The sequence below is a fragment of the Pseudomonas sp. 43(2021) genome, from assembly GCF_017490805.1.
Lineage (GTDB): Bacteria > Pseudomonadota > Gammaproteobacteria > Pseudomonadales > Pseudomonadaceae > Aquipseudomonas.
Window position 1 is genome coordinate 205,155 of the sequence record NZ_JAFGYJ010000008.1, and the last position, 17,933, is coordinate 223,087.

The following is a 17,933-nucleotide window of genomic DNA, read 5'->3' on the forward strand; positions in this document are numbered from 1 at the left end:
CGCTCCCACAGAAACACCACTGCTTTCAAGGGCGGTGAGATACCTGAAGGAGATTCTATGGTTTTTGGCAAGCCTGTTCTTGTCATGACATCTCACTGGCGTAGAAAGAATCAAGGCATGCACTATGCACCACCTCAACCCCCAGTCATGAACTGGGCGGCTATGTGCCGCACAGCGGCCCCATGCTTGGGTTACCATACCGCCCTTGCGCAACACCCATCACCCAAGCCAAGCCCCCGCTTGCTCGACTCGACACCCACAGGTCATCCATGCGTCTGTTTCATACCTCCGACTGGCACCTGGGCCAAAGCCTGCACGGCCAGGAACGCGACTTCGAACACGCCTGCTTCCTCGACTGGTTGCTCGGCCAGCTGCGCCTGCGCCAGCCGGATGCGCTGCTGATCGCCGGCGATATCTTCGACACGGTCAACCCGCCGGTCAAAGCCCAGGAACGTCTCTACGACTTCATCGTCCAGGCCCACGAGCAACAGCCGAAGCTGGACATCGTGATGATCGCCGGCAACCACGACTCCGGCTCGCGCATCGAGCTGCCCGCGGCGCTCATGCGCCGCCTGCGCACCCATGCCCTGGGCCGTGTGCACTGGCTGGACGAGGGCCAGCTGGACGCCGAGCGCCTGCTGATTCCGCTGACCAACGGCCGCGGCAAGGTCGCCGCCTGGTGCCTGGCCCTGCCCTTCCTGCGCCCGGCCGAGGTGACCGGCCCGCAACTGGGTGACGACTACCTGCAAGGCATCACCCAGGTGCACCAGCAACTGATCGCCGCCGCGCAAAAGAAGCGCAAGAAGGACCAGGCGCTGATCGCCATCAGCCACGCGCACATGGCCGGTGGCGCGGTGTCGGAGGACTCCGAGCGCAGCCTGATCATCGGCAACGCCGAGGCGCTGCCGGCCAAGCTGTTCGACAAGGCCATCAGCTACGTCGCCCTGGGCCACCTGCACAAGCCGCAGAAGGTCAACCGCGAAGAACGCATCCGCTACAGCGGCTCGCCGATCCCGCTGTCGTTCGCCGAAATCAACTACCCGCACCAGGTGCTGGAAGTGGAGCTGGACAGCACCGGCCTGGTCAGCGTCGAACCGCGCCCGGTACCGCGCGCCGTAGCCCTGCAACGGGTCGGCCCGGCACCACTGGGCGAACTGCTGGAACAGCTGGCCGATCTGCCAGTGGTCGACCTGCTCGAAGACCCCAATCGCCAGCCCTGGCTGGAGGTGCGGGTGATACTGGACGAGCCGCAACCCGACCTGCGCCAGCAGATCGAAACCGCACTGCAAGGCAAGGCCGTGCGCCTGATCCGCATCAGCGCCGAATACGCCGGCCGCAACAACGCCGAAGACGATGACCTGGCCTTTGTCGAACTGGCCCAGATGACCCCGCAAGACCTGTTCAGCCGCGCCTGGGAGCAGGCCTATGGCAACCCCGCCGACGAACAGGCGCTGGCCGACTTCGCCCTGCTGTTGCAGGACGTGCAGCAGGAAGAGGAACAGCCATGAAGATTCTCGCCATCCGCCTGAAGAACCTGGCATCCCTGGCCGGCCCGGTCGACATCGACTTCACCGCCGAGCCGCTGGCCAGCGCCGGCCTGTTCGCCATCACCGGGCCCACCGGTGCCGGCAAGAGTACCCTGCTCGATGCCCTGTGCCTGGCGCTGTTCGGCACCGTGCCACGCCTGAACGACATTGGCCGCGAAGCCAAGGTGCCGGACGCCGACGGTGAAATCCCCACCTCCGACCCGCGCAACCTGCTGCGCCGCGGCACCGGCAGCGGCTTTGCCGAAGTCGATTTCGTCGGCATCGATGGCCGCCGCTACCGTGCCCGCTGGGAAGCCAACCGCGCCCGCGACAAGGCCAACGGCAAGCTGCAGCACAGCCGCCAGAGCCTCTACGACCTGGACAGCGAGCAGGTGCTGGGCAGCGGCAAGAACGAATACAAGCAGCTGGTCGAAGCTCGCCTGGGCCTGAATTTCGAACAGTTCACCCGCGCGGTGATGCTGGCACAGAGCGAGTTTGGCGCCTTCCTCAAGGCCGATGACAAAGAGCGCAGCGAGCTGCTGGAAAAGCTCACCAATACTGCCATCTATACCCGCCTGGGCCAGCGCGCCTTCAGTAAGGCCCGCGAAGCCGGCGAGGCCCACAATGCCCTGAAGGACCGTGCCAGCCACCTGCTACCGATGGCCACCGAAGCCCGCGCCGAGCTCGACCAGCGTCTGGAGCAGGCGCAACAGCAGTTCAAGGCCGACCAGGCCGGCGAGCGTCAGCTGGAACAGCAACGCAACTGGCTGAACGAGCAGCGCCAGTTGCAGGCCCAGCACGCCGAAGCCGGCACCGCGCTGCAGGCCGCCGAACAGGACTGGCAACAACTGGCTGACCAGCGACTGGACCTCGTGCGCCTGGAGCGCCTGGCCCCGCAGCGTCACCAGTTCCACCGCCAACAGACACTGACCGCGCAACTGGCACCGGTGGCAGCGAAGATCGCCGAGCAACAGCAGCAGCAAGCCGAACTGCAGGTGCGCACCAGCGAACTCGAACAGGCGCTGGACGCCGCGCGTCAGGCGCTTGCCGATAGCCAGGCCCGCCACAGCGATAACGCCCCTCGTCTGCGCCAGGCCTTTGCCGCCCAGGACAACCTGGCCCGCCTGGACCAGGAGCTGGCAGCGCAGCGCAGCACCAGCCAACAGGCCGAGCAACAGGTCGCAGAAGGCCAGCAGCACCTGCAGCAGCTGGAAGACAACCAGCAGCGCAGCCTGCAGCAACTGGCGCAGATCGACACCGCGCTCGCCGACAGCCAGCACCTGGCGGGCCTGGCCAATGCCTGGCACGCCTACCTGCCACAACTGAAGCAGGTGATGCTGATCGGTGGCCGCCTGGCCAAGGGTCGTGAAGAACTGCCCGGCCTGCAGGCCCAGGCCAGCCAGGCCAATGCGCACTTGCAGGCCGAGCGCGATGCCTTCGAGTTGCTGTTCCGCGAGGCCAAGGCCGAACCCCAGGCCCTGGCAGAACAGATCGACTTGCTGGGTGGCATGCTGCAGGACAACCGCAAGCAGCAGCGCGCCGTGGAAGAACTGTCACGCCTGCATGGCCGTGAACTGGAACTGCGCCAGCAGCTGGAGGCCGTGCGCGAGCGGCAGCAGCAGGCCATGCAGCAACGCCAGCAGCTGATTACCGAAGGCACCGCCGCCAAGGCCGAGCTGGAAGCCGCCGAGCAAGCGCTCAACCTCACCCGCCAGTTGCTGGAGCGCCAGCGCCTGGCTCGTAACACCAGCGTCGAAGAGTTGCGCGGCCAATTGCGCGACGGCGAACCCTGCCCGGTGTGCGGCAGCGCCGAGCACCCGTTCCACCAGCCTGAAGCGCTGCTGCAAAGCCTGGGTCGCCATGACCAGGCCGAGGAAGACGCCGCGCAGAAACAGGTCGAAACCCTCAACGGCAAGCTGGTGGAGCTGCGCACCCAGCTGGGTGTGGTCAACGCCCAGCTCAAGGACTACCAGCAGCAACAGCAGCAACTGAGCGAACAGCTGCAACCGCTGGTGGCCCAGGTGCAGGCACACAGCCTGTGGCCTGCCCTCGCCCCGCAGGACGACAGGGCCCGCAGTGCCTGGCTCGACAGCCAGCTGCGGCGCCTGGACGAGGAAATCGGCCAGGACGAGAAACGCCAGAGCGCCCTGCTCGCCCTGCAAAAAGATGCAGCCCGTCTCAACCAGCAACTGCAGGCCGCCCAGCAGGCGCAACAGCAGGCCCAGCGCCACCTGGAGCAACAGCATCAGGCCCTGGCCAGCGACGAGCAGCAATTGCAGCAAAGCCTTGACGACCTGGCAGGCGTGTTGCCCGAAGAGGCCCTCAAGGCCTTGAACGACGACCCGGCCAATGCCTTCCTCGCCCTGGACCAGCAGATCGCGCAGCGCCTGCAGCAACTGGAGCAGCGCAAGGACGAACAGGAAGAACAGCAAGCCCGCCAGGCCCAGCTGGACAAGCTGCGCGACCAGCAACAGGCGCGCGTGCAGACCCTGCAGCAGTTGCAGCAGAAGCTTGCCGCCCTCGACGAGCAGCGCCAACAGGCCCAGGCTTCGCTCAGCGAACTGCTGGGCGAGCAGGCCAGCGCCGAAGCCTGGCAACAGCACATGGACGCCGCGCTGGAGCAGGCCCGCGCCCTCGATGCCGACACTGCCCAGCGCCTGCAGGACCTGCGCACTCAAGGCGTGCAACTGGCCAGCGAACTCAGGGCCAACACCCAGCAGCAACAGGCGCTGGACGCCGAATGCCAGCAGTTGCAGGGCCAGATCGCCCAGTGGCGCGGTGAACACCCGGAACTGGACGACGCTGGCCTGGATCGCCTGCTGGGCATGGATGACACGCAGGTCAATGAACTGCGCCAACGCCTGCAAGGCGCCGAAAAAGCCATCGAACAGGGCCGCGTACTGCTGCAGGAACGTGAACAACGCCTGCAGCAACATGCCGCGCAAATGACCGTGGACACCTCGGCCGACGCCTTGGAACAGGCCCTGACCGAACTGCGCGAACGCCTGGCCGGCCACGAGCAGCAATGCGCCGAACTGCGTGCACAGCAGGCCGATGACCAGCGTCGCCAACAGGCGCACCAGGCGCTGGCGGCGGAAATCGAGCAGGCCCATCAGCAGTGGCAACGCTGGGCTCGCCTGAACGCCCTGATCGGCTCGGCCTCGGGCGATGTGTTCCGCAAGATCGCCCAGGGCTACAACCTCGACCTGCTGCTGCACCACGCCAACGCCCAACTGCGCCAGCTGGCCCGCCGCTACCGCCTCAAGCGCGGCGGCAGCGCCCTCGGCCTGCTGGTGCTGGACACCGAGATGGGCGACGAACTGCGTTCGGTGCACTCGCTGTCGGGTGGGGAAACTTTCCTGGTGTCGCTGGCCCTGGCCCTGGGCCTGGCCTCGATGGCCTCCAGCACGCTGCGCATCGAATCGCTGTTCATCGACGAAGGCTTCGGCAGCCTCGACCCCGAGTCGCTGCAACTGGCCATGGATGCCCTCGACGGCTTGCAGGCCCAAGGGCGCAAGGTAGCAGTCATTTCCCACGTGCAGGAAATGCACGAACGCATCCCGGTGCAGATCCAGGTGCGCCGCCAAGGCAACGGCCTGAGTGACGTGGAGGTGTGCGGGTGATCCTCTACTCGTTTCGCCGCTGCCCCTGGGCCATGCGCGCGCGCCTGGCCCTGCGCTATGCAGGGTGCGAGGTGGAAATCCGCGAGGTGGCGATGAAGAACAAGCCGGCAGAACTGCTGGCCTTGTCGCCCAAGGGCACGGTGCCGGTACTGGATACCGGTGCCGAGGTACTCGAAGAAAGCCTGGACATCATGCGCTGGGCGCTGGCGCAAAACGACCCGCAGGACTGGCGGCTGCAGGCTGACCCTGTGGCGGCGCAGCAGGCTGAAACACTGATTGCGCGCAACGACAGCACGTTCAAGACGCAGGTAAACCTTTACAAGTATGCCGAGCGCTACCCGGCGCATACCCGCGAGCATTACCGCCAGCAGGCCGAGGCCTGGCTGGCGGAGCTCGAAGGCCTGCTGGCAGGCAGGCCCTACTTGCTGGCCACGCACCCGAGCATTGCCGATGCCGCGTTGCTGCCCCTGATGCGCCAGTTTGCCGGGGTCGAACCGCAGTGGTTCGCCGAGGCGGCTTATCCGCGGGTGCGGAGCTGGCTGGAGGGCTGGTTGGCTTCGGACCTGTTCAAGGCAGTGATGGCCAAGTAAACAACTATCAGCACTACACGGCCCGCTCCCACAGGGCCCGTGCCAGGCTTGAGTCAGTGGTGGTGCTTGCCACTCAATGCCGCATGGAAGTTGGCACTCTGGCGCAGGTACTGCTCGGTGTAGCTATGGGTTGCGGACGCCTTGCCGCTGCTGTCGGCGTGGGCATGCGTCGGCAATACCACCGAAGCGGAAATGGCGGATGCGGCAATGACCGGGAAGAGATTGAAGTTCATCTGGGCTGACCTCGACGGCGGTGGTTTGACGTTGGCCCGTTTGGGCCTTGGGTCAAACTTACGCCGCCGAAGCCGCAGGCAAAAATTCATTGCGGCAGTATCGATTATCACGCCGATCGATATCACTCGATGAATTTGAGGTCCGACGGTGCATCCTGCTTCAGCGTCTGCACCGTCTCCAACAGCTTGCCGCTGCGTGGATCGCGGCGTATCACCACGATCTGGTTGCTCTTCTGGTTGGCCACCAGCAGGAAGTTGTCACTTGGGTCGAGGGCGAACTCGCGGGGATGATCCCCCTCCACCGAACGGCGCTGCAGGAACGTCAGCTGGCCGTCCTGCTTGCCCACGCTGAACACCACGACCTCGTTGGCCGTGCCGCGGTTGCTTACATACAGGAAGCGCCCGTCTGCCGACAGGTGCAAGCCACCTGCCGCTTTCGCCGCGGCGTCCTGGCGCTCGGTCAGGGGCAGGCGCTGGCGTTCGACCAGGTTGCCGTCCTGCACATCGAACATCACCACTTCGGCGTTCATCTCCAGGGTCAGATAGGCGTACCGGCCCTTGGCGTCGAACAGCAGGTGGCGCGGCCCGCTGCCCGGCGGCAAATCCACCGACGCGGGGATCGCCGGCGTCAGCGGGTGGTCGGCGCTGGCGCCATCATAGCGGTAGATGAACACCTTGTCGGCACCCAGGTCGCTGGCATAAAGGTGCCGACCGTCCGGTGACAGCACCAGCGAATGCACGTGGGCGCTGGCCTGGCGCTCGGGGTTGACCCCGCTCGCCTTGTGCCGTGCCTGTTGCACCACCGGCTTGAGCTTGCCGTCCCTGGCCACCGGGACCACCACCAGGCTGCCACCGGGGTCGGGCTTGACCGCGTAGTTGGCCACGAACAGATAACGCTGGTCACGGCTAAGGCTGGCATGGGTCGGCTCGTCACCTTGGCTGGGCACCTGGTTGAGGGGCTTGATCTCGCCTTTTGCACTGACGCCGAAACTGCTGACATGGCCGTTCAGGGTTTCATTGACCGCGAACAGCTGGCGTTGATCGGCCGACAACACCAGCCACGAAGGGCTGACACTCTTCACCACTTGCTGCGGCGCAGGGTCGATATGGCCGGTCTTTTCGTCGAACTGATAGCGGTAGATGCCCTGGCTGGCGCCATCGGTGTAACTGCCCACCAGCAAGGTCGCAGCGTGGGCGTTGATAGTCACGCTCATCAGGCTAGCGGTCAGCAGGCTCGTCCAGATCCGGTTCATCTTCGTCATCATCCGGGGCGCGAAAGGCACTCATACAGACTAGCCGATGCTCGCCGTTGGCATCGTCGAGTTGCCACTCGTCACCCACGGCAATGGCAGCTACGATCTGCTCGGGGGTGAAGGACCAACGGCGGAGCTGGCGGCCGTCCATGCATTCGATGGTGAGGCCGGATTCGTCGGAGGTGAAGTCGAAGGCGTGCAGACCGTCGATCAGGAGCATGTCGCAGGACTGCAGGGCGGTGGCGAGGGGGGACATGGGGGTACCAATCTGAAATGAGTGGGCATTATAGCCTTGTGTCGCGATGGGCCGCACAGCGGCCCCCTGCGATCAATGGGCGAAAATGGAGCCCCCTTCCTTGCCCGCCATCTTCTCCGGTTTGATCAGGAACCGCGCCAGCGCCGGCAGCAGCCACAGCGCACCGAACATGTTCCACAGCAGCATGAAGGTCAGCATCAGCCCCATGTCCGCCTGGAACTTGATCGCCGAGAAGATCCAGGTGCACACGCCAATGGCCAGGCACAACCCGGTGAACAGTACCGCCTTGCCGGTCGAGCGCAGGGTCTCGTAATAAGCCTCCTGCAACGGCAACCCGGCGCGCAGGAAGCTTTCCAGCCGGCTGTAGATGTAGATGCCATAGTCCACGCCAATGCCCACACCCAGCGCCACCACCGGCAAGGTCGCCACCTTGACCCCGATGCCCATGTAGGCCATCAGCGCGTTACCCAGCACCGAGGTCAGCACCAGCGGCAGGACGATGCACAGGGTGGCAGCGAACGAGCGGAAGGTAATCAGGCACATCACCGCCACGCAGATGTACACCAGGATCAGGATGGTCAGCTCGGCCGACTTGATCACCTCGTTGGTTGCCGCCTCGATCCCGGCGTTGCCCGCCGCCAGCAGGAACTGCAGGCCTTCCTTGTTGTGGCTGTCGGCAAACGCCTTGGCCACGGCGGTGACCCGCTCCAGGGTTTCGGCCTTGTGGTCGTTGAGGAACACCAGCACCGGCGCCAGCGAGCAGTCACCGTTGTACAGGCCATCGGCGCGGGCGATGGAGTTGTTGAGGATGTCCGGGTTGCGCGACAGGGTTTCCCATTTCAGGCTGCCCTCGTTCATGCCCTTGATCACCTGCTTGGACACGGTCACCAGGGAAATCGCCGACTGCACGCCCGGGGTGTTCTGCATGGTCCACATCAGCTCGTCGATCGGCGCCATAGTCGAGTGGATCGAACAGCTTTCCGGCGGGGTCTTGACCATGATCACCAGCACGTCGGAACTGGTCGAGTAGTTGCTGATGATGAAGTTGTTGTCCTGGTTGTAGCGCGAGTCGGGGCGCAGCTCCGGCGCGCCCTGGTCGAGGTCGCCGATCTTCAGGTTCTGGCTGTACCACAGGCCACCGGCGAAGGCGACCAGCGCCAGTGCCACCGACACCGGTGCCACCTTGGCACTGGCGAAGTTCGACAGCAGGCGCCAGAACGGGTGCTCGCGGGTGGCGTCCTGCTTGCTGCGCTCGACGGCCTTCTTGCTGATGCCGACGTAGGAGATGGCTACCGGCAGCAGGATAAGGTTGGTGAACACGATCACCGCCACACCGATGGAAGCGCCGATGGCCAGTTCACGGATCACCCCGATGTCGATGATCAGCAGGGTGATGAAGCCCACGGCGTCGGCGAGGATGGCGATCATCCCCGGCAGGAACAGCTGGCGGAACGTGCGCCGCGCGGCGGTCAGGGCGTTGTCGGCATCACTCGACTGCAGGGCGATACCGTTGATCTTCTGCACCCCGTGGGAAATGCCGATGGCGAAGATCAGGAACGGCACCAGCATCGAGTACGGATCCAGGCCAAAGCCCACGGCATGCATCAGGCCCAGCTGCCAGACCACTGCCACCAGGGTGGTGATGAGCACGGCGATGGTGCTGCGGATGCACCAGGTGAACCAGTACAACAGCACCCAGGTGATGGCCAGGGCGACGCCGAAGAACATCGCCACCATCACCAGCCCGTCGATCAGGTCACCGACCTTCTTGGCGAAGCCGACGATGTGAACCTTCACGTTGGGGTTCTGCGCCTGGAACTTGTCGCGGATCTTTTCTTCCAGCTGGTGCGAGAACTGCTGGTAGTCCAGCTTCACCTGCTTGCCCGGGTCCTGCGGGTCGGGGTAGCTCTCCAACAGAGGCACATCGACGATGCTGGACTTGAAGTTGTTGCCCACCAGGCGCCCCACCTGGCCTGACTTGAGCACGTTGTCGCGCAGGGTGTCGAGGCTGTCCTGCGAGCCGTTGTAGGTGTTGGGGATCACCTCGCCACCAGAGAAGCCTTCTTCGGTGACCTCGCTCCAGCGCACGCTGGGGCTCCACAGCGACTTCAGCCCGGCACGGTCGACGCCGGGGATGTAGAACACTTCGTCATGGACCTGCCGCAGGGTCTCCATGTAGTCCTTGTCGAAGATGTCGCCGTTGACCGCCTCCACCGAGATGCGCACGGTGTTGCCGAGGTTGGCCAGGTCGTTGCGGTGCTCCATCATCTGCTCGATGAACGGGTGCTGCAGCGGGATCATCTTCTCGAAGCTGGTGGACGGGCGGATCTGCGTGGCCTGCCAGAACAGGAAGATGCTGACCAGTACGCACAGGGCGATGACCACGGGGCGGTTGTTGAAGATCAGGCGTTCGAGCAGCGTGGCCTTGTCCTGGTGATGCGGGTGCATGGTGATGCTCTCCCTGCTGGTCATGGACGCACCTCCTGGTCAGCACCCTGCGGGTCAGCCAGGTGCACGCCACCCTGCCCTACCAGCAGCAGGCCGCCATTGGCCAGGCCGCTGACACCGGCCAGGGCAATACGGTCGGCGCGGTTGTAGACACTGAAAGTCTGGCCATCATCGGTACTGCGCAGCACGCTGCCGCCATTGCCGACCAGCACCAGGCTGCCATCCTCGACAAGCGTAGCGCCTGCCAGGCCGAATTCGAGGGTGCCGCGTGCAGCCTTGAGTTCGATCGGCTGCCAGCTGTCACCAAAGTCGGTGGAACGGAACAGGTTGCCGCGCAGGCCGTAGGCCAGCAGCGTGCGTGGCTGGGCAGTGCCGATCACGCCGAACAGCGAGCCCTCGTAGGGGCCCTCGACCTTGGCCCAGGTCTGGCCGTTGTCGGCGGAGCGGAACATGCCGCCCTGCTCGCCGACAATGAACAGGCCGGCATCGCGCACCTGGGCGATACCGTTCAGGTGTAGCTGGTCAGGGTTGTCCAGGCGCTCGGCCACATCCTGCCAGTGCTGGCCACCGTCGGTGGTTTCCAGCAAGGCGCCGTAGGCACCCACGGCAAAGCCGTGCCGGGCGTCGAGGAAGGTGATATCGAGCAAGGGCGCTTCACGGGCAAGGTCTTCGAACTGCTTGCTCCAGGTGGCACCGCCGTCACTGCTGGTGAGGATCTGCGCGTCATGGCCGACGGCCCAGCCGCGCTTGTCGTCGAGGAAGAACACCGCGGTGAGCAGTTGCCGGGTAGGCACCCGGGCCTGGGTCCAGGTGCTGCCTTGATCATCGGAGAACAGGATATGACCGCGATCGCCTACCACCACCAGGCGCTTGCCGGCATGAGCGGTATCGATCAGCAGGCTTTGGCTGGCCTTGGTCGATTCGGTGGAGTATTCGTCGGCGGCAGCGGCTTGCACGCTGTCAGCCCACACGCCAAGCCCCAGCGCCAGCACCGCGCCGGCTGCCAGTGGCCAGGCGAAGCGCCTGTTCCGTTCCCTCATGACTGTCCCCCTGTTGTGTTCTTATTTGGTGGGTCAATGCATTGCAGATACTGCGAAAAGCCTGATCTAGAGGCCTGCAATAGCCTGAGGGGATCGTAGCGGGGATGTTTGCGGGAATACAACGGGCGGGGTGTTATGTTTTGTTATCGGCTGTAAAAGCTTCGCGGGTAAACCCGCTCCCACAGGTCCTGCACAGCCCATGAAAGCGGTGCAGTACCTGTGGGAGCGGGTTTACCCGCGAAGAGGTCGGCTCAGGCTACGGAAGGCTTAAGCCAGGCTCTTGCTCACAACCTCATACACATCACTGGACAGCTCACCAGAAGCCAGAATCCGCTCCAGCTCGCCCTTCATCAGGGCCTGACGCGCATCGTCATACTTGCGCCAGCGGGTCAGCGGTGCCAGTTGCCGCGAGGCGATCTGCGGGTTCAGCGCATTCAGCTCGATCACCAGGTCCGCCAGGAAGCGGTAGCCCGAGCCATCCGCCGCATGGAAGTTGACCAGGTTCTGCCCGGCAAAGGCGCCGATCAGCGCACGGACCTTGTTCGGGTTCTTCAGGGTGAACGCCGGGTGCTGCATCAGCGCCTTGACCCGCGCCAGCCCGCCCGGCAGCGTGCTGGCCGCCTGCACGCTGAACCACTGGTCCATGACCAGCGGGTTGTCCTTGAAGTGCTCGGCAAAGGCCTCCAGCGCCTTGGCCCGCTCGGCCTCGAACGGCGAGTTGACCAGCACGGCCAGCGCAGTGAGGCGCTCGGTCATGTTGTCGCAGTGCTCGAACTGCTCCAGGGTCGCCTGCAGTACCTGCGGCTTGCCGCTCTGCATCAGGTACGACAGCGCGATGTTCTGCAGGCTGCGGCGGGCGAAGTGCTCGGCCGAGGCCACGTAGGCGGTGCTGCGCGACACTTCGCGGTTGGCCTGGTAGCGCGCCCACAGGGCGGCGAACAACTGCTCGGCGATCTGCTGACGAGCGAACTCGCGGGCGGCGTGGATGGCATCCACGTCGGCCACCTGGCTGATCTCGGTGAGGTAGGCCTCACCCGGCAGCGAGAGCATTTCGGCAACCATGGCCGGGTCCAGCGACTCGTTACCGAGCACAGTGCCCAGGGCAGTGATCAGGCGCTGGTCGAGCTTGAGCGCTTCGCCACGCTGATGCTGGCCAATCAGCTCCTGCAGCACCTGCACCGACAGCTGCTGCCCCGCCTCCCAGCGGTTGAAGCCGTCGCTGTCGTGCTGCATCAGGAACATCAGCTGGTCGCGGTCATAGGGGAAGCTCAGCTTGACCGGTGCGCTGAAGCCACGCAGCAGCGACGGCAGCGGCTTGGCCTGGATGCCCTGGAAGGTGAAAGTCTGCTCGGCTTCGGTCACCGACAGCACGCGGCTGGTGCCCTGCGCCGTCGCTTCACCGGCCAGTTGCAGCGGCAGGTCGTTGCCTGCGGCGTCCAGCAGGCCCAGCTCCACCGGGATCACGAACGGCAGTTTTTCAGCCTTGTCCGGGGTCTGCGGGCAGCTCTGGCGGAAGGTCAGGCTGTAGGTTTTCGCAGCCGCGTCATAGGCCTCGCTGACTTCCAGGCGCGGGGTGCCGGCCTGGTTGTACCAGCGCTTGAACTGGGTGAAGTCGACGCCGTTGGCGTCTTCCATGGCCTTGATGAAATCGTCGGTAGTCACCGCCTGGCCATCGTGGCGTTCGAAGTACAGGTCACTGCCCTTGCGGAAGCCATCGGCACCCAGCAGGGTACGAACCATGCGCACCACTTCGGCGCCCTTCTCGTACACGGTCAGGGTGTAGAAGTTGGAGATCTCGATGAAGCTGTCCGGGCGTACCGGGTGGGCCATGGGGCCAGCGTCTTCGGCGAACTGGTGAGTACGCAGGTAGGCCACGTCTTCGATGCGCTTGACCGTACGCGAGTTCATGTCGGCGCTGAACTCGGCGTCGCGGAACACCGTGAAGCCTTCTTTCAGCGACAGCTGGAACCAGTCACGGCAGGTGACACGGTTGCCCGACCAGTTGTGGAAGTACTCGTGGGCGACCACGCCTTCGACGCGCTGGTGGGCGGCATCGGTAGCCGTTTCGGCACGGGCCAGCACACAGCTGGAGTTGAAGATGTTCAGGCCCTTGTTTTCCATGGCGCCCATGTTGAAGTCGTTGACCGCGACGATCATGAAGATGTCCAGGTCGTACTCGCGGCCATAGACTTCTTCGTCCCAGCGCATGGACTTCTTCAGGCTGACCATGGCGTGGTCGCACTTGTCGATGTTCTCGGGCTCGACGTAGATGCGCAGGGTTACATCACGGCCGGACTGGCGGGTGAAGCTGTCTTCGACGCACCACAGGTCACCGGCCACCAGGGCGAACAGGTAGGCCGGCTTCATGAACGGGTCTTCCCAGGTCGCCCAGTGGCGGCCGTCTTCGGCCGGCCCGCTGCCGATCGGGTTGCCGTTCGACAGCAATACCGGGTAGCGATGCTGCTCGGCGATGACCGTGGTGGTGAAGGTGCTCATCACGTCCGGGCGATCGAGGTAGTAGGTGATCTTGCGGAAGCCTTCGGCCTCGCACTGGGTGCAGAACATCTTGCCCGACTTGTACAGGCCTTCCAGTGCGGTGTTGCTCTCGGGGTGGATCTTCACGCTGGTGTCGAGGGTGAAGCGCTCGGCCTTGGGCTGCACGGTCAGGCTGTCGGCGTCGAGCTGGTACTCACCCGGCTGCAGTTCCTGGTCATCCAGCGAGGCACGCAGCAGTTCCAGCTGCTGGCCATCGAGTTCCAGTGGCGGCAGGCCGGCACCGCGTGCCGGGTTGCGGCGCATGACCAGTTGTGCGTGAACCAGGGTGTGGTCCTCGAACAGCTCGAAGGTCAGGTGCGTCTCGTCGATCAGGTACTCGGGCGCCTGGTAATCCTTGAGGTAGATCACTTGCGGTTGTTCGGTACGCATGTAGAGGTCCTTTTACTGGAGCACGGCCAGCTGGTAGGCCGTGTACTTGCGAATATTGATCACACCGGTGTCGAAGATCAGGTACTGGCCCTTGATGCCCAGCAGCGTGCCTTCCACTACCGGGTCCTTGTCGAGGTTGAAGCTGACGATCTTTTTCGGGTAGGCCTCGACCGGGTATTTCATCTGTACCACTTCCGCGTCGCGCAGTGGCTGGATCGCCTGCAGGCCAAAGCGGCCCTGCAGTTCGCGCAGGCCATCGGCGCAGGCGTCGAAGACCTGTTCACGAATTGCAACCAGATCGAGTTCCTCGGCGTCGCCTTTGAGCAGGGTGCGCCAGTTGGTGCGGTCCGGCACCTGGCTGCGCAGCAAGTCTTCGACCAGGCCGGACTGCTGGCGGGTGGCCACGCGCACGATCGGCAGGGCCTGGCTGGCGCCCTGGTCAAGCCAGCGGGTGGGCAACTGGGTGGCGCGGGTGATACCGACCTTGATCCCCGACGAGTTGGCCAGGTAGACCACGTGATCGGTCATGCAGAACTGTTCGCCCCACGACGGTTCGCGGCAGGTGCCGGCGTCGTAGTGGCACTTTTCCGGGGCCATGATGCACACGTCGCACTGGGCCAGCCGGGTCATGCACGGGTAGCAGTAACCCTGGCTGAAGCTGGTCTTGGTGCGCTTGCCGCAATGGCTGCAGTGAATGGCGCCGAGGTATTCCAGGCGCAGGCGTTGGCCGATCAGCGGGTTGACCGGCACCTGTGTGTCATCCAGGCGGAAGCTGTACTGCACCACTGGCGCCTGCAGGCTTACCGCCATCTTGCTCAACGAGCCACGCGCGAGTTCGATCAATGTACCGAGTCCGACTTGAACAGAATGTTGGCAATCGGTGCAGACTTCGACGCGCATTCCTGTGGGCCCATGTAGCCGGTGCGCTGGTCTTCGGGCAGGTTTTTCATTTCCCAGGCGATTACCGCCTGCAGCGACAGCTCTTTCTGCTCGGCGGTGAGCTTGCGGCCATCCGACCATTTGCCGATTTCCACGGCCAGTTTCAGGCTCTCGTAAATTTCCGGGGTGATGTTTTCGATCATTTGCGCGAAAGTGGACATAGTGTCTCCTGATTCAAGCCGACAGTTTACGCCGGGCCAGCGCCCCACCCAAGAGCCCGGTCAGGCATCCGATGAGCAGCCCGCCGACATGGGCGGCGTTGGCGATCTGGCCAAGGCCCAGGGTGTCGATCACGCCGCTAAGGCACACCACCAGCCAGATCAGCATCATCACCAGCACGCCCTTGGGCAGGTCGAAGTAACGGTTGGGCGCCCGCCACTGGTACAGCCAGATATGCCCGAGCAGGCCGTACAGCACGCCGGACAGGCCACCGAACAGGCTCGGACCGCTGCTGTAGTGCTGGGCCAGGTTGGACACCAGGCTGAACAGCAGGGTCAGGCCAAGCAGCGCCCACGGGCCCTGGCGCAGTTCGATGCGTTTGCCCAGTTCCCAGTACCACAGGCTGTTCATGGCCAGGTGCAGCACGCCGAAGTGCAGCAGCATGGGCGATACCAGGCGCCACCACTGGCCTTCGTCCAGGCTTTGCGCCAGCGGGCTGAAGTACAGGTAGTCGCCCTGGACGCGGAAGTCGAGGAAGGTGAACCAGCTGATGGTAGTGAAGTTTTCGCCCAGGCCCGTAAGGCCGGCGACGATGAAACACAACAGCAGGATTATGGTGGTGACTTTGCAAGCGCGGGCCTGTTCCGCCAGGGAGGGCCCTTTCGCGGGCACGCCCGCGCCCACAGGATCGGCGGTGGCTGGCAGGTCGGCATTGCCGTCGGGGTAGCGCTGGTAGAGCTCGCGGACGTCTGCAGCCAGGGTGTCGGGGGCCCAGAGCACCTGCACCTCGCCCTCCTCGCTGACCCGGTGCGGCACCTGCAGGCGCTGCAACAGTTGGACGAAGCCGCTGAGGTCGACCGACAGCGGCAGGCGCATCACTTCGATAACGTTCATTGGTTGGCCTGTGGGCGGTCAACGTCGACCCAGACGAACTTGTGCGGGTCGATGCGGGTTTCATCATCCAGGCGGTAGGCGGCCAGCTTGCCGTAGAGCACGGCGCTGTAGTCCAGGCAGGCCAGGTTGGCGCGGATCGGCGCCGGACGGCCGCTGCGCCAGTAGTGGCCGACGAACAGCATGGGCTCATCTTCGGCATAGCGCAGCAAGGCGTTCTTCTGGCTGTGGCTGAGTGGGGTGCTGGCGACTTCCGCGGGCAGGGCGTCGGGCTGGAACACGATGTCGCCATAGGTTTGCGGGTCTTCTTCCCAGAACTTGGTGCGGAAGAAGGCGCGGGTCAGGCCGTCGCCGCCAGTCAGGGTCAGGCCGTCCGGCAGGCGCATGTCGGTGCCGCGCAGCAGGCGGTTGCACACGGTGGCTGCAAAGCTGCTGCTCACCGCCGAGGCCTGGATGAAGTGCTCGTCGATGCACCCGTCGGGGTACTGCTGGCGCAGCGGCTCGATCAGCCGCGGGTCCCAGCAGGCATGCACCAGGCGGAAGCGCCCGGCGTCGACGAACAGTGGCAATTCGTAGAACCAGTTGACGAAGTCGTGCCAGTCAGCGGGGTGGTTGGCGAACTGGGTCAGGGTTTCGTCGATCAGCCGGGCGTGGCGCGGCGTATGTTCGCGCACAAAGGCCTTGCCGCTGCCGGGCAGTGCCGGGGTGACCCAACCCAGGGCGTTGTATTCGTGGTTGCCCATGATGCAGAACGCCTGGCCGGCCTCGACCATGTCGTGGACGATGTGCAGCGCCTCGCGGATGCGTGGCCCGCGGTCGACGATGTCGCCAAGGAACAGCGCCTGGCGCCGCGGGTGGCGCCACACGCCGGCCACACGCTTGTAACCGAGGGCGTCGAGCAGGCGTTCAAGGGTCAGCGCACAACCGTGCACGTCACCGATGATGTCGAAACTTCGCGCCGGATCGAGCATCAGTCGTCCCTGCTTCCCAAACGGCTGCCCCAACCGAGCTTGGTGCGGCAGACCTCGTAGTAATTGTGGTCGAGCGGGTGGATCAGACGTAGCTTCTGCGGCTTCTTGCTCACCGTGATGGTGTCGCCGGGGGCGCAGGTGAAGTGGTTCTGGCCGTCACAGGATACTTGCGGGTAGATCTGCAGGTCCTTGGACACCACGATCTTCAGCTCGCTGTTGCCGTCGACCACGATTGGCCGGCCCGACAGGGTGTGTGGGTACATCGGCACGATGACGATGGCGTCGAGCTTGGGGTGCATGATCGGGCCGCCGGCCGACAGCGCGTAGGCGGTGGAGCCGGTGGGGGTGGCGACGATCAGGCCGTCGGCCTTCTGGCTGCAGACGAACTGGCCATCGATGTAGATCTCGAACTCGATCATGCGCGTGGACTTGCCCGGGTGCAGTACCACGTCGTTCAGCGCATCACCCTGGCCAATGGCTTCGTTATGGCGGCGTACCTCGGCCTGCAGCAGGAAGCGGTTTTCCACCAGGTAATGGCCGTCGAGCACTTCGGCGACCTTCTCTTCCAGCTCGTCGGGGCGGATGTCGGTAAGGAAGCCCAGGTTGCCACGGTTGATGCCCAGCACCGGAATGTTGTGCCGGGCCAGGGCACGGGCGGCACCCAGCAGGCTGCCGTCGCCGCCGACCACGATGACCAGGTCACAGACCTCGCCCAGCAGCTTGCGGGTGGAGGTTTGCAGGCCATGGCCGGGCAATACTTCGGCGATGGTGTCCTCGAGGATCACGTGCAGGTGGCGCTCGAGGAGGAATTTTTTCAGTCGGCGAATGGTGTCGAGCACCTGCGAGCTGCCAAGGCGGCCGATGATACCAATATTGCGAAATTGCTCCATGGGGCTCCTGCGAGGCTCTGCGGCGGGTGACTATGCCGCGATTATGGGCGAAACCACCGGGTAGCGGCAAACCGGCTATGCTCGCAGGATGATGCCATTCGCCCTGCTCCACCACCTGCCCCGGCAGCTACGCCGCCCCCACGTGCGCGACCTGGCCTGGGCCCTGCTGTCGCCCCCGTTGCTCAGCAC

General features: G+C 64.6%; 14 protein-coding genes and 1 pseudogene. 4 read left to right on the forward strand and 11 right to left on the reverse strand.

Annotated elements, in window-relative coordinates:
* Window positions 1-269: 269 nt before the first annotated feature.
* Genes J5M71_RS09800 through J5M71_RS09810 form a run of 3 tightly spaced genes read left to right on the forward strand, consistent with a single transcriptional unit; the run spans window position 270 to window position 5,739 of the window.
* Window positions 270-1,508, forward strand: a complete 1,239-nt coding sequence (locus tag J5M71_RS09800; protein ID WP_207831794.1) for an exonuclease SbcCD subunit D C-terminal domain-containing protein — start codon at window positions 270-272, stop codon at window positions 1,506-1,508.
* A complete protein-coding gene (locus tag J5M71_RS09805; protein ID WP_207831796.1) occupies window positions 1,505-5,149 on the forward strand; it encodes an AAA family ATPase in 3,645 nt (1,214 codons plus the stop codon). The genes J5M71_RS09800 and J5M71_RS09805 overlap by 4 nt, the downstream gene beginning before the upstream one ends.
* Entirely contained in the window at window positions 5,146-5,739 is a 594-nt protein-coding gene (locus tag J5M71_RS09810; protein ID WP_207831798.1) for a glutathione S-transferase, read from the forward strand. The genes J5M71_RS09805 and J5M71_RS09810 overlap by 4 nt, the downstream gene beginning before the upstream one ends.
* 53 nt (window positions 5,740-5,792) lie before the next feature.
* Here the strand turns inward: J5M71_RS09810 and J5M71_RS09815 are convergent, their stop codons facing one another.
* From J5M71_RS09815 to J5M71_RS09865, 11 genes are all read right to left on the reverse strand, one after another.
* Window positions 5,793-5,972 (reverse strand): hypothetical protein, encoded by a 180-nt coding sequence (locus J5M71_RS09815; RefSeq protein ID WP_063913828.1) that lies wholly within the window; start codon window positions 5,970-5,972, stop codon window positions 5,793-5,795.
* Between the two features lie 122 nt (window positions 5,973-6,094).
* Complete coding sequence (locus J5M71_RS09820; RefSeq protein WP_243434146.1) at window positions 6,095-7,225, reverse strand: lactonase family protein; 1,131 nt, start codon at window positions 7,223-7,225, stop codon at window positions 6,095-6,097.
* A complete protein-coding gene (locus J5M71_RS09825) occupies window positions 7,191-7,481 on the reverse strand; it encodes a DUF5629 family protein (protein ID WP_063913826.1) in 291 nt (96 codons plus the stop codon). The genes J5M71_RS09820 and J5M71_RS09825 overlap by 35 nt, the downstream gene beginning before the upstream one ends.
* Before the next feature lie 72 nt (window positions 7,482-7,553).
* Window positions 7,554-9,929, reverse strand: a complete 2,376-nt coding sequence (locus J5M71_RS09830; RefSeq protein ID WP_207831823.1) for an RND family transporter — start codon at window positions 9,927-9,929, stop codon at window positions 7,554-7,556.
* A 20-nt stretch (window positions 9,930-9,949) separates the two neighbouring features.
* Window positions 9,950-10,969 carry a YCF48-related protein gene (locus tag J5M71_RS09835; protein WP_063913825.1) on the reverse strand — a complete coding sequence of 340 codons (1,020 nt, stop codon included), beginning with the start codon at window positions 10,967-10,969 and terminating at the stop codon, window positions 9,950-9,952.
* A 267-nt stretch (window positions 10,970-11,236) separates the two neighbouring features.
* On the reverse strand, window positions 11,237-13,894 hold the full coding sequence (pepN, locus tag J5M71_RS09840; RefSeq protein ID WP_207831803.1) for an aminopeptidase N: 2,658 nt from the start codon (window positions 13,892-13,894) through the stop codon (window positions 11,237-11,239).
* A gap of 12 nt (window positions 13,895-13,906) precedes the next feature.
* The gene (locus tag J5M71_RS09845) at window positions 13,907-14,737 is read right to left on the reverse strand and encodes a DUF2797 domain-containing protein (protein WP_063913823.1); all 831 of its coding nucleotides are present in this window, start codon (window positions 14,735-14,737) and stop codon (window positions 13,907-13,909) included.
* On the reverse strand, window positions 14,734-14,994 hold the full coding sequence (locus J5M71_RS09850) for a DUF1315 family protein (protein ID WP_003260154.1): 261 nt from the start codon (window positions 14,992-14,994) through the stop codon (window positions 14,734-14,736). The genes J5M71_RS09845 and J5M71_RS09850 overlap by 4 nt, the downstream gene beginning before the upstream one ends.
* A gap of 13 nt (window positions 14,995-15,007) precedes the next feature.
* Window positions 15,008-15,886, reverse strand: coding sequence for a rhomboid family intramembrane serine protease (locus J5M71_RS09855; RefSeq protein ID WP_207831805.1), 879 nt, complete (start codon window positions 15,884-15,886; stop codon window positions 15,008-15,010).
* Window positions 15,883-16,854, reverse strand: a complete 972-nt coding sequence (locus tag J5M71_RS09860; protein WP_207831807.1) for a metallophosphoesterase — start codon at window positions 16,852-16,854, stop codon at window positions 15,883-15,885. The genes J5M71_RS09855 and J5M71_RS09860 overlap by 4 nt, the downstream gene beginning before the upstream one ends.
* A complete protein-coding gene (locus J5M71_RS09865; RefSeq protein WP_025338255.1) occupies window positions 16,854-17,744 on the reverse strand; it encodes an NAD(+) kinase in 891 nt (296 codons plus the stop codon). The genes J5M71_RS09860 and J5M71_RS09865 overlap by 1 nt, the downstream gene beginning before the upstream one ends.
* Here J5M71_RS09865 and J5M71_RS29245 point away from each other — a divergent pair.
* Window positions 17,743-17,933, forward strand: a pseudogene (locus J5M71_RS29245) (DUF1853 domain-containing protein); the annotation flags it as partial. The gene J5M71_RS09865 and the pseudogene J5M71_RS29245 sit on opposite strands and share 2 nt — an antisense overlap.

Excerpts from the sequence above, each read along its gene's own strand:
- J5M71_RS09815 (WP_063913828.1), bottom strand. The coding sequence starts at position 5,972 with ATGAACTTCAATCTCTTCCCGGTCATTGCCGCATCCGCCATTTCCGCT.
- J5M71_RS09830 (WP_207831823.1), bottom strand. The coding sequence starts at position 9,929 with ATGCACCCGCATCACCAGGACAAGGCCACGCTGCTCGAACGCCTGATC.
- J5M71_RS09850 (WP_003260154.1), bottom strand. The coding sequence starts at position 14,994 with ATGTCCACTTTCGCGCAAATGATCGAAAACATCACCCCGGAAATTTAC.
- J5M71_RS09865 (WP_025338255.1), bottom strand. The coding sequence starts at position 17,744 with ATGGAGCAATTTCGCAATATTGGTATCATCGGCCGCCTTGGCAGCTCG.
- J5M71_RS09820 (WP_243434146.1), bottom strand. The coding sequence starts at position 7,225 with ATGAACCGGATCTGGACGAGCCTGCTGACCGCTAGCCTGATGAGCGTG.
- J5M71_RS09825 (WP_063913826.1), bottom strand. The coding sequence starts at position 7,481 with ATGTCCCCCCTCGCCACCGCCCTGCAGTCCTGCGACATGCTCCTGATC.
- J5M71_RS09805 (WP_207831796.1), top strand. The coding sequence starts at position 1,505 with ATGAAGATTCTCGCCATCCGCCTGAAGAACCTGGCATCCCTGGCCGGC.
- J5M71_RS09860 (WP_207831807.1), bottom strand. The coding sequence starts at position 16,854 with ATGCTCGATCCGGCGCGAAGTTTCGACATCATCGGTGACGTGCACGGT.
- J5M71_RS09800 (WP_207831794.1), top strand. The coding sequence starts at position 270 with ATGCGTCTGTTTCATACCTCCGACTGGCACCTGGGCCAAAGCCTGCAC.
- J5M71_RS09855 (WP_207831805.1), bottom strand. The coding sequence starts at position 15,886 with ATGAACGTTATCGAAGTGATGCGCCTGCCGCTGTCGGTCGACCTCAGC.
- pepN (WP_207831803.1), bottom strand. The coding sequence starts at position 13,894 with ATGCGTACCGAACAACCGCAAGTGATCTACCTCAAGGATTACCAGGCG.
- J5M71_RS09835 (WP_063913825.1), bottom strand. The coding sequence starts at position 10,969 with ATGAGGGAACGGAACAGGCGCTTCGCCTGGCCACTGGCAGCCGGCGCG.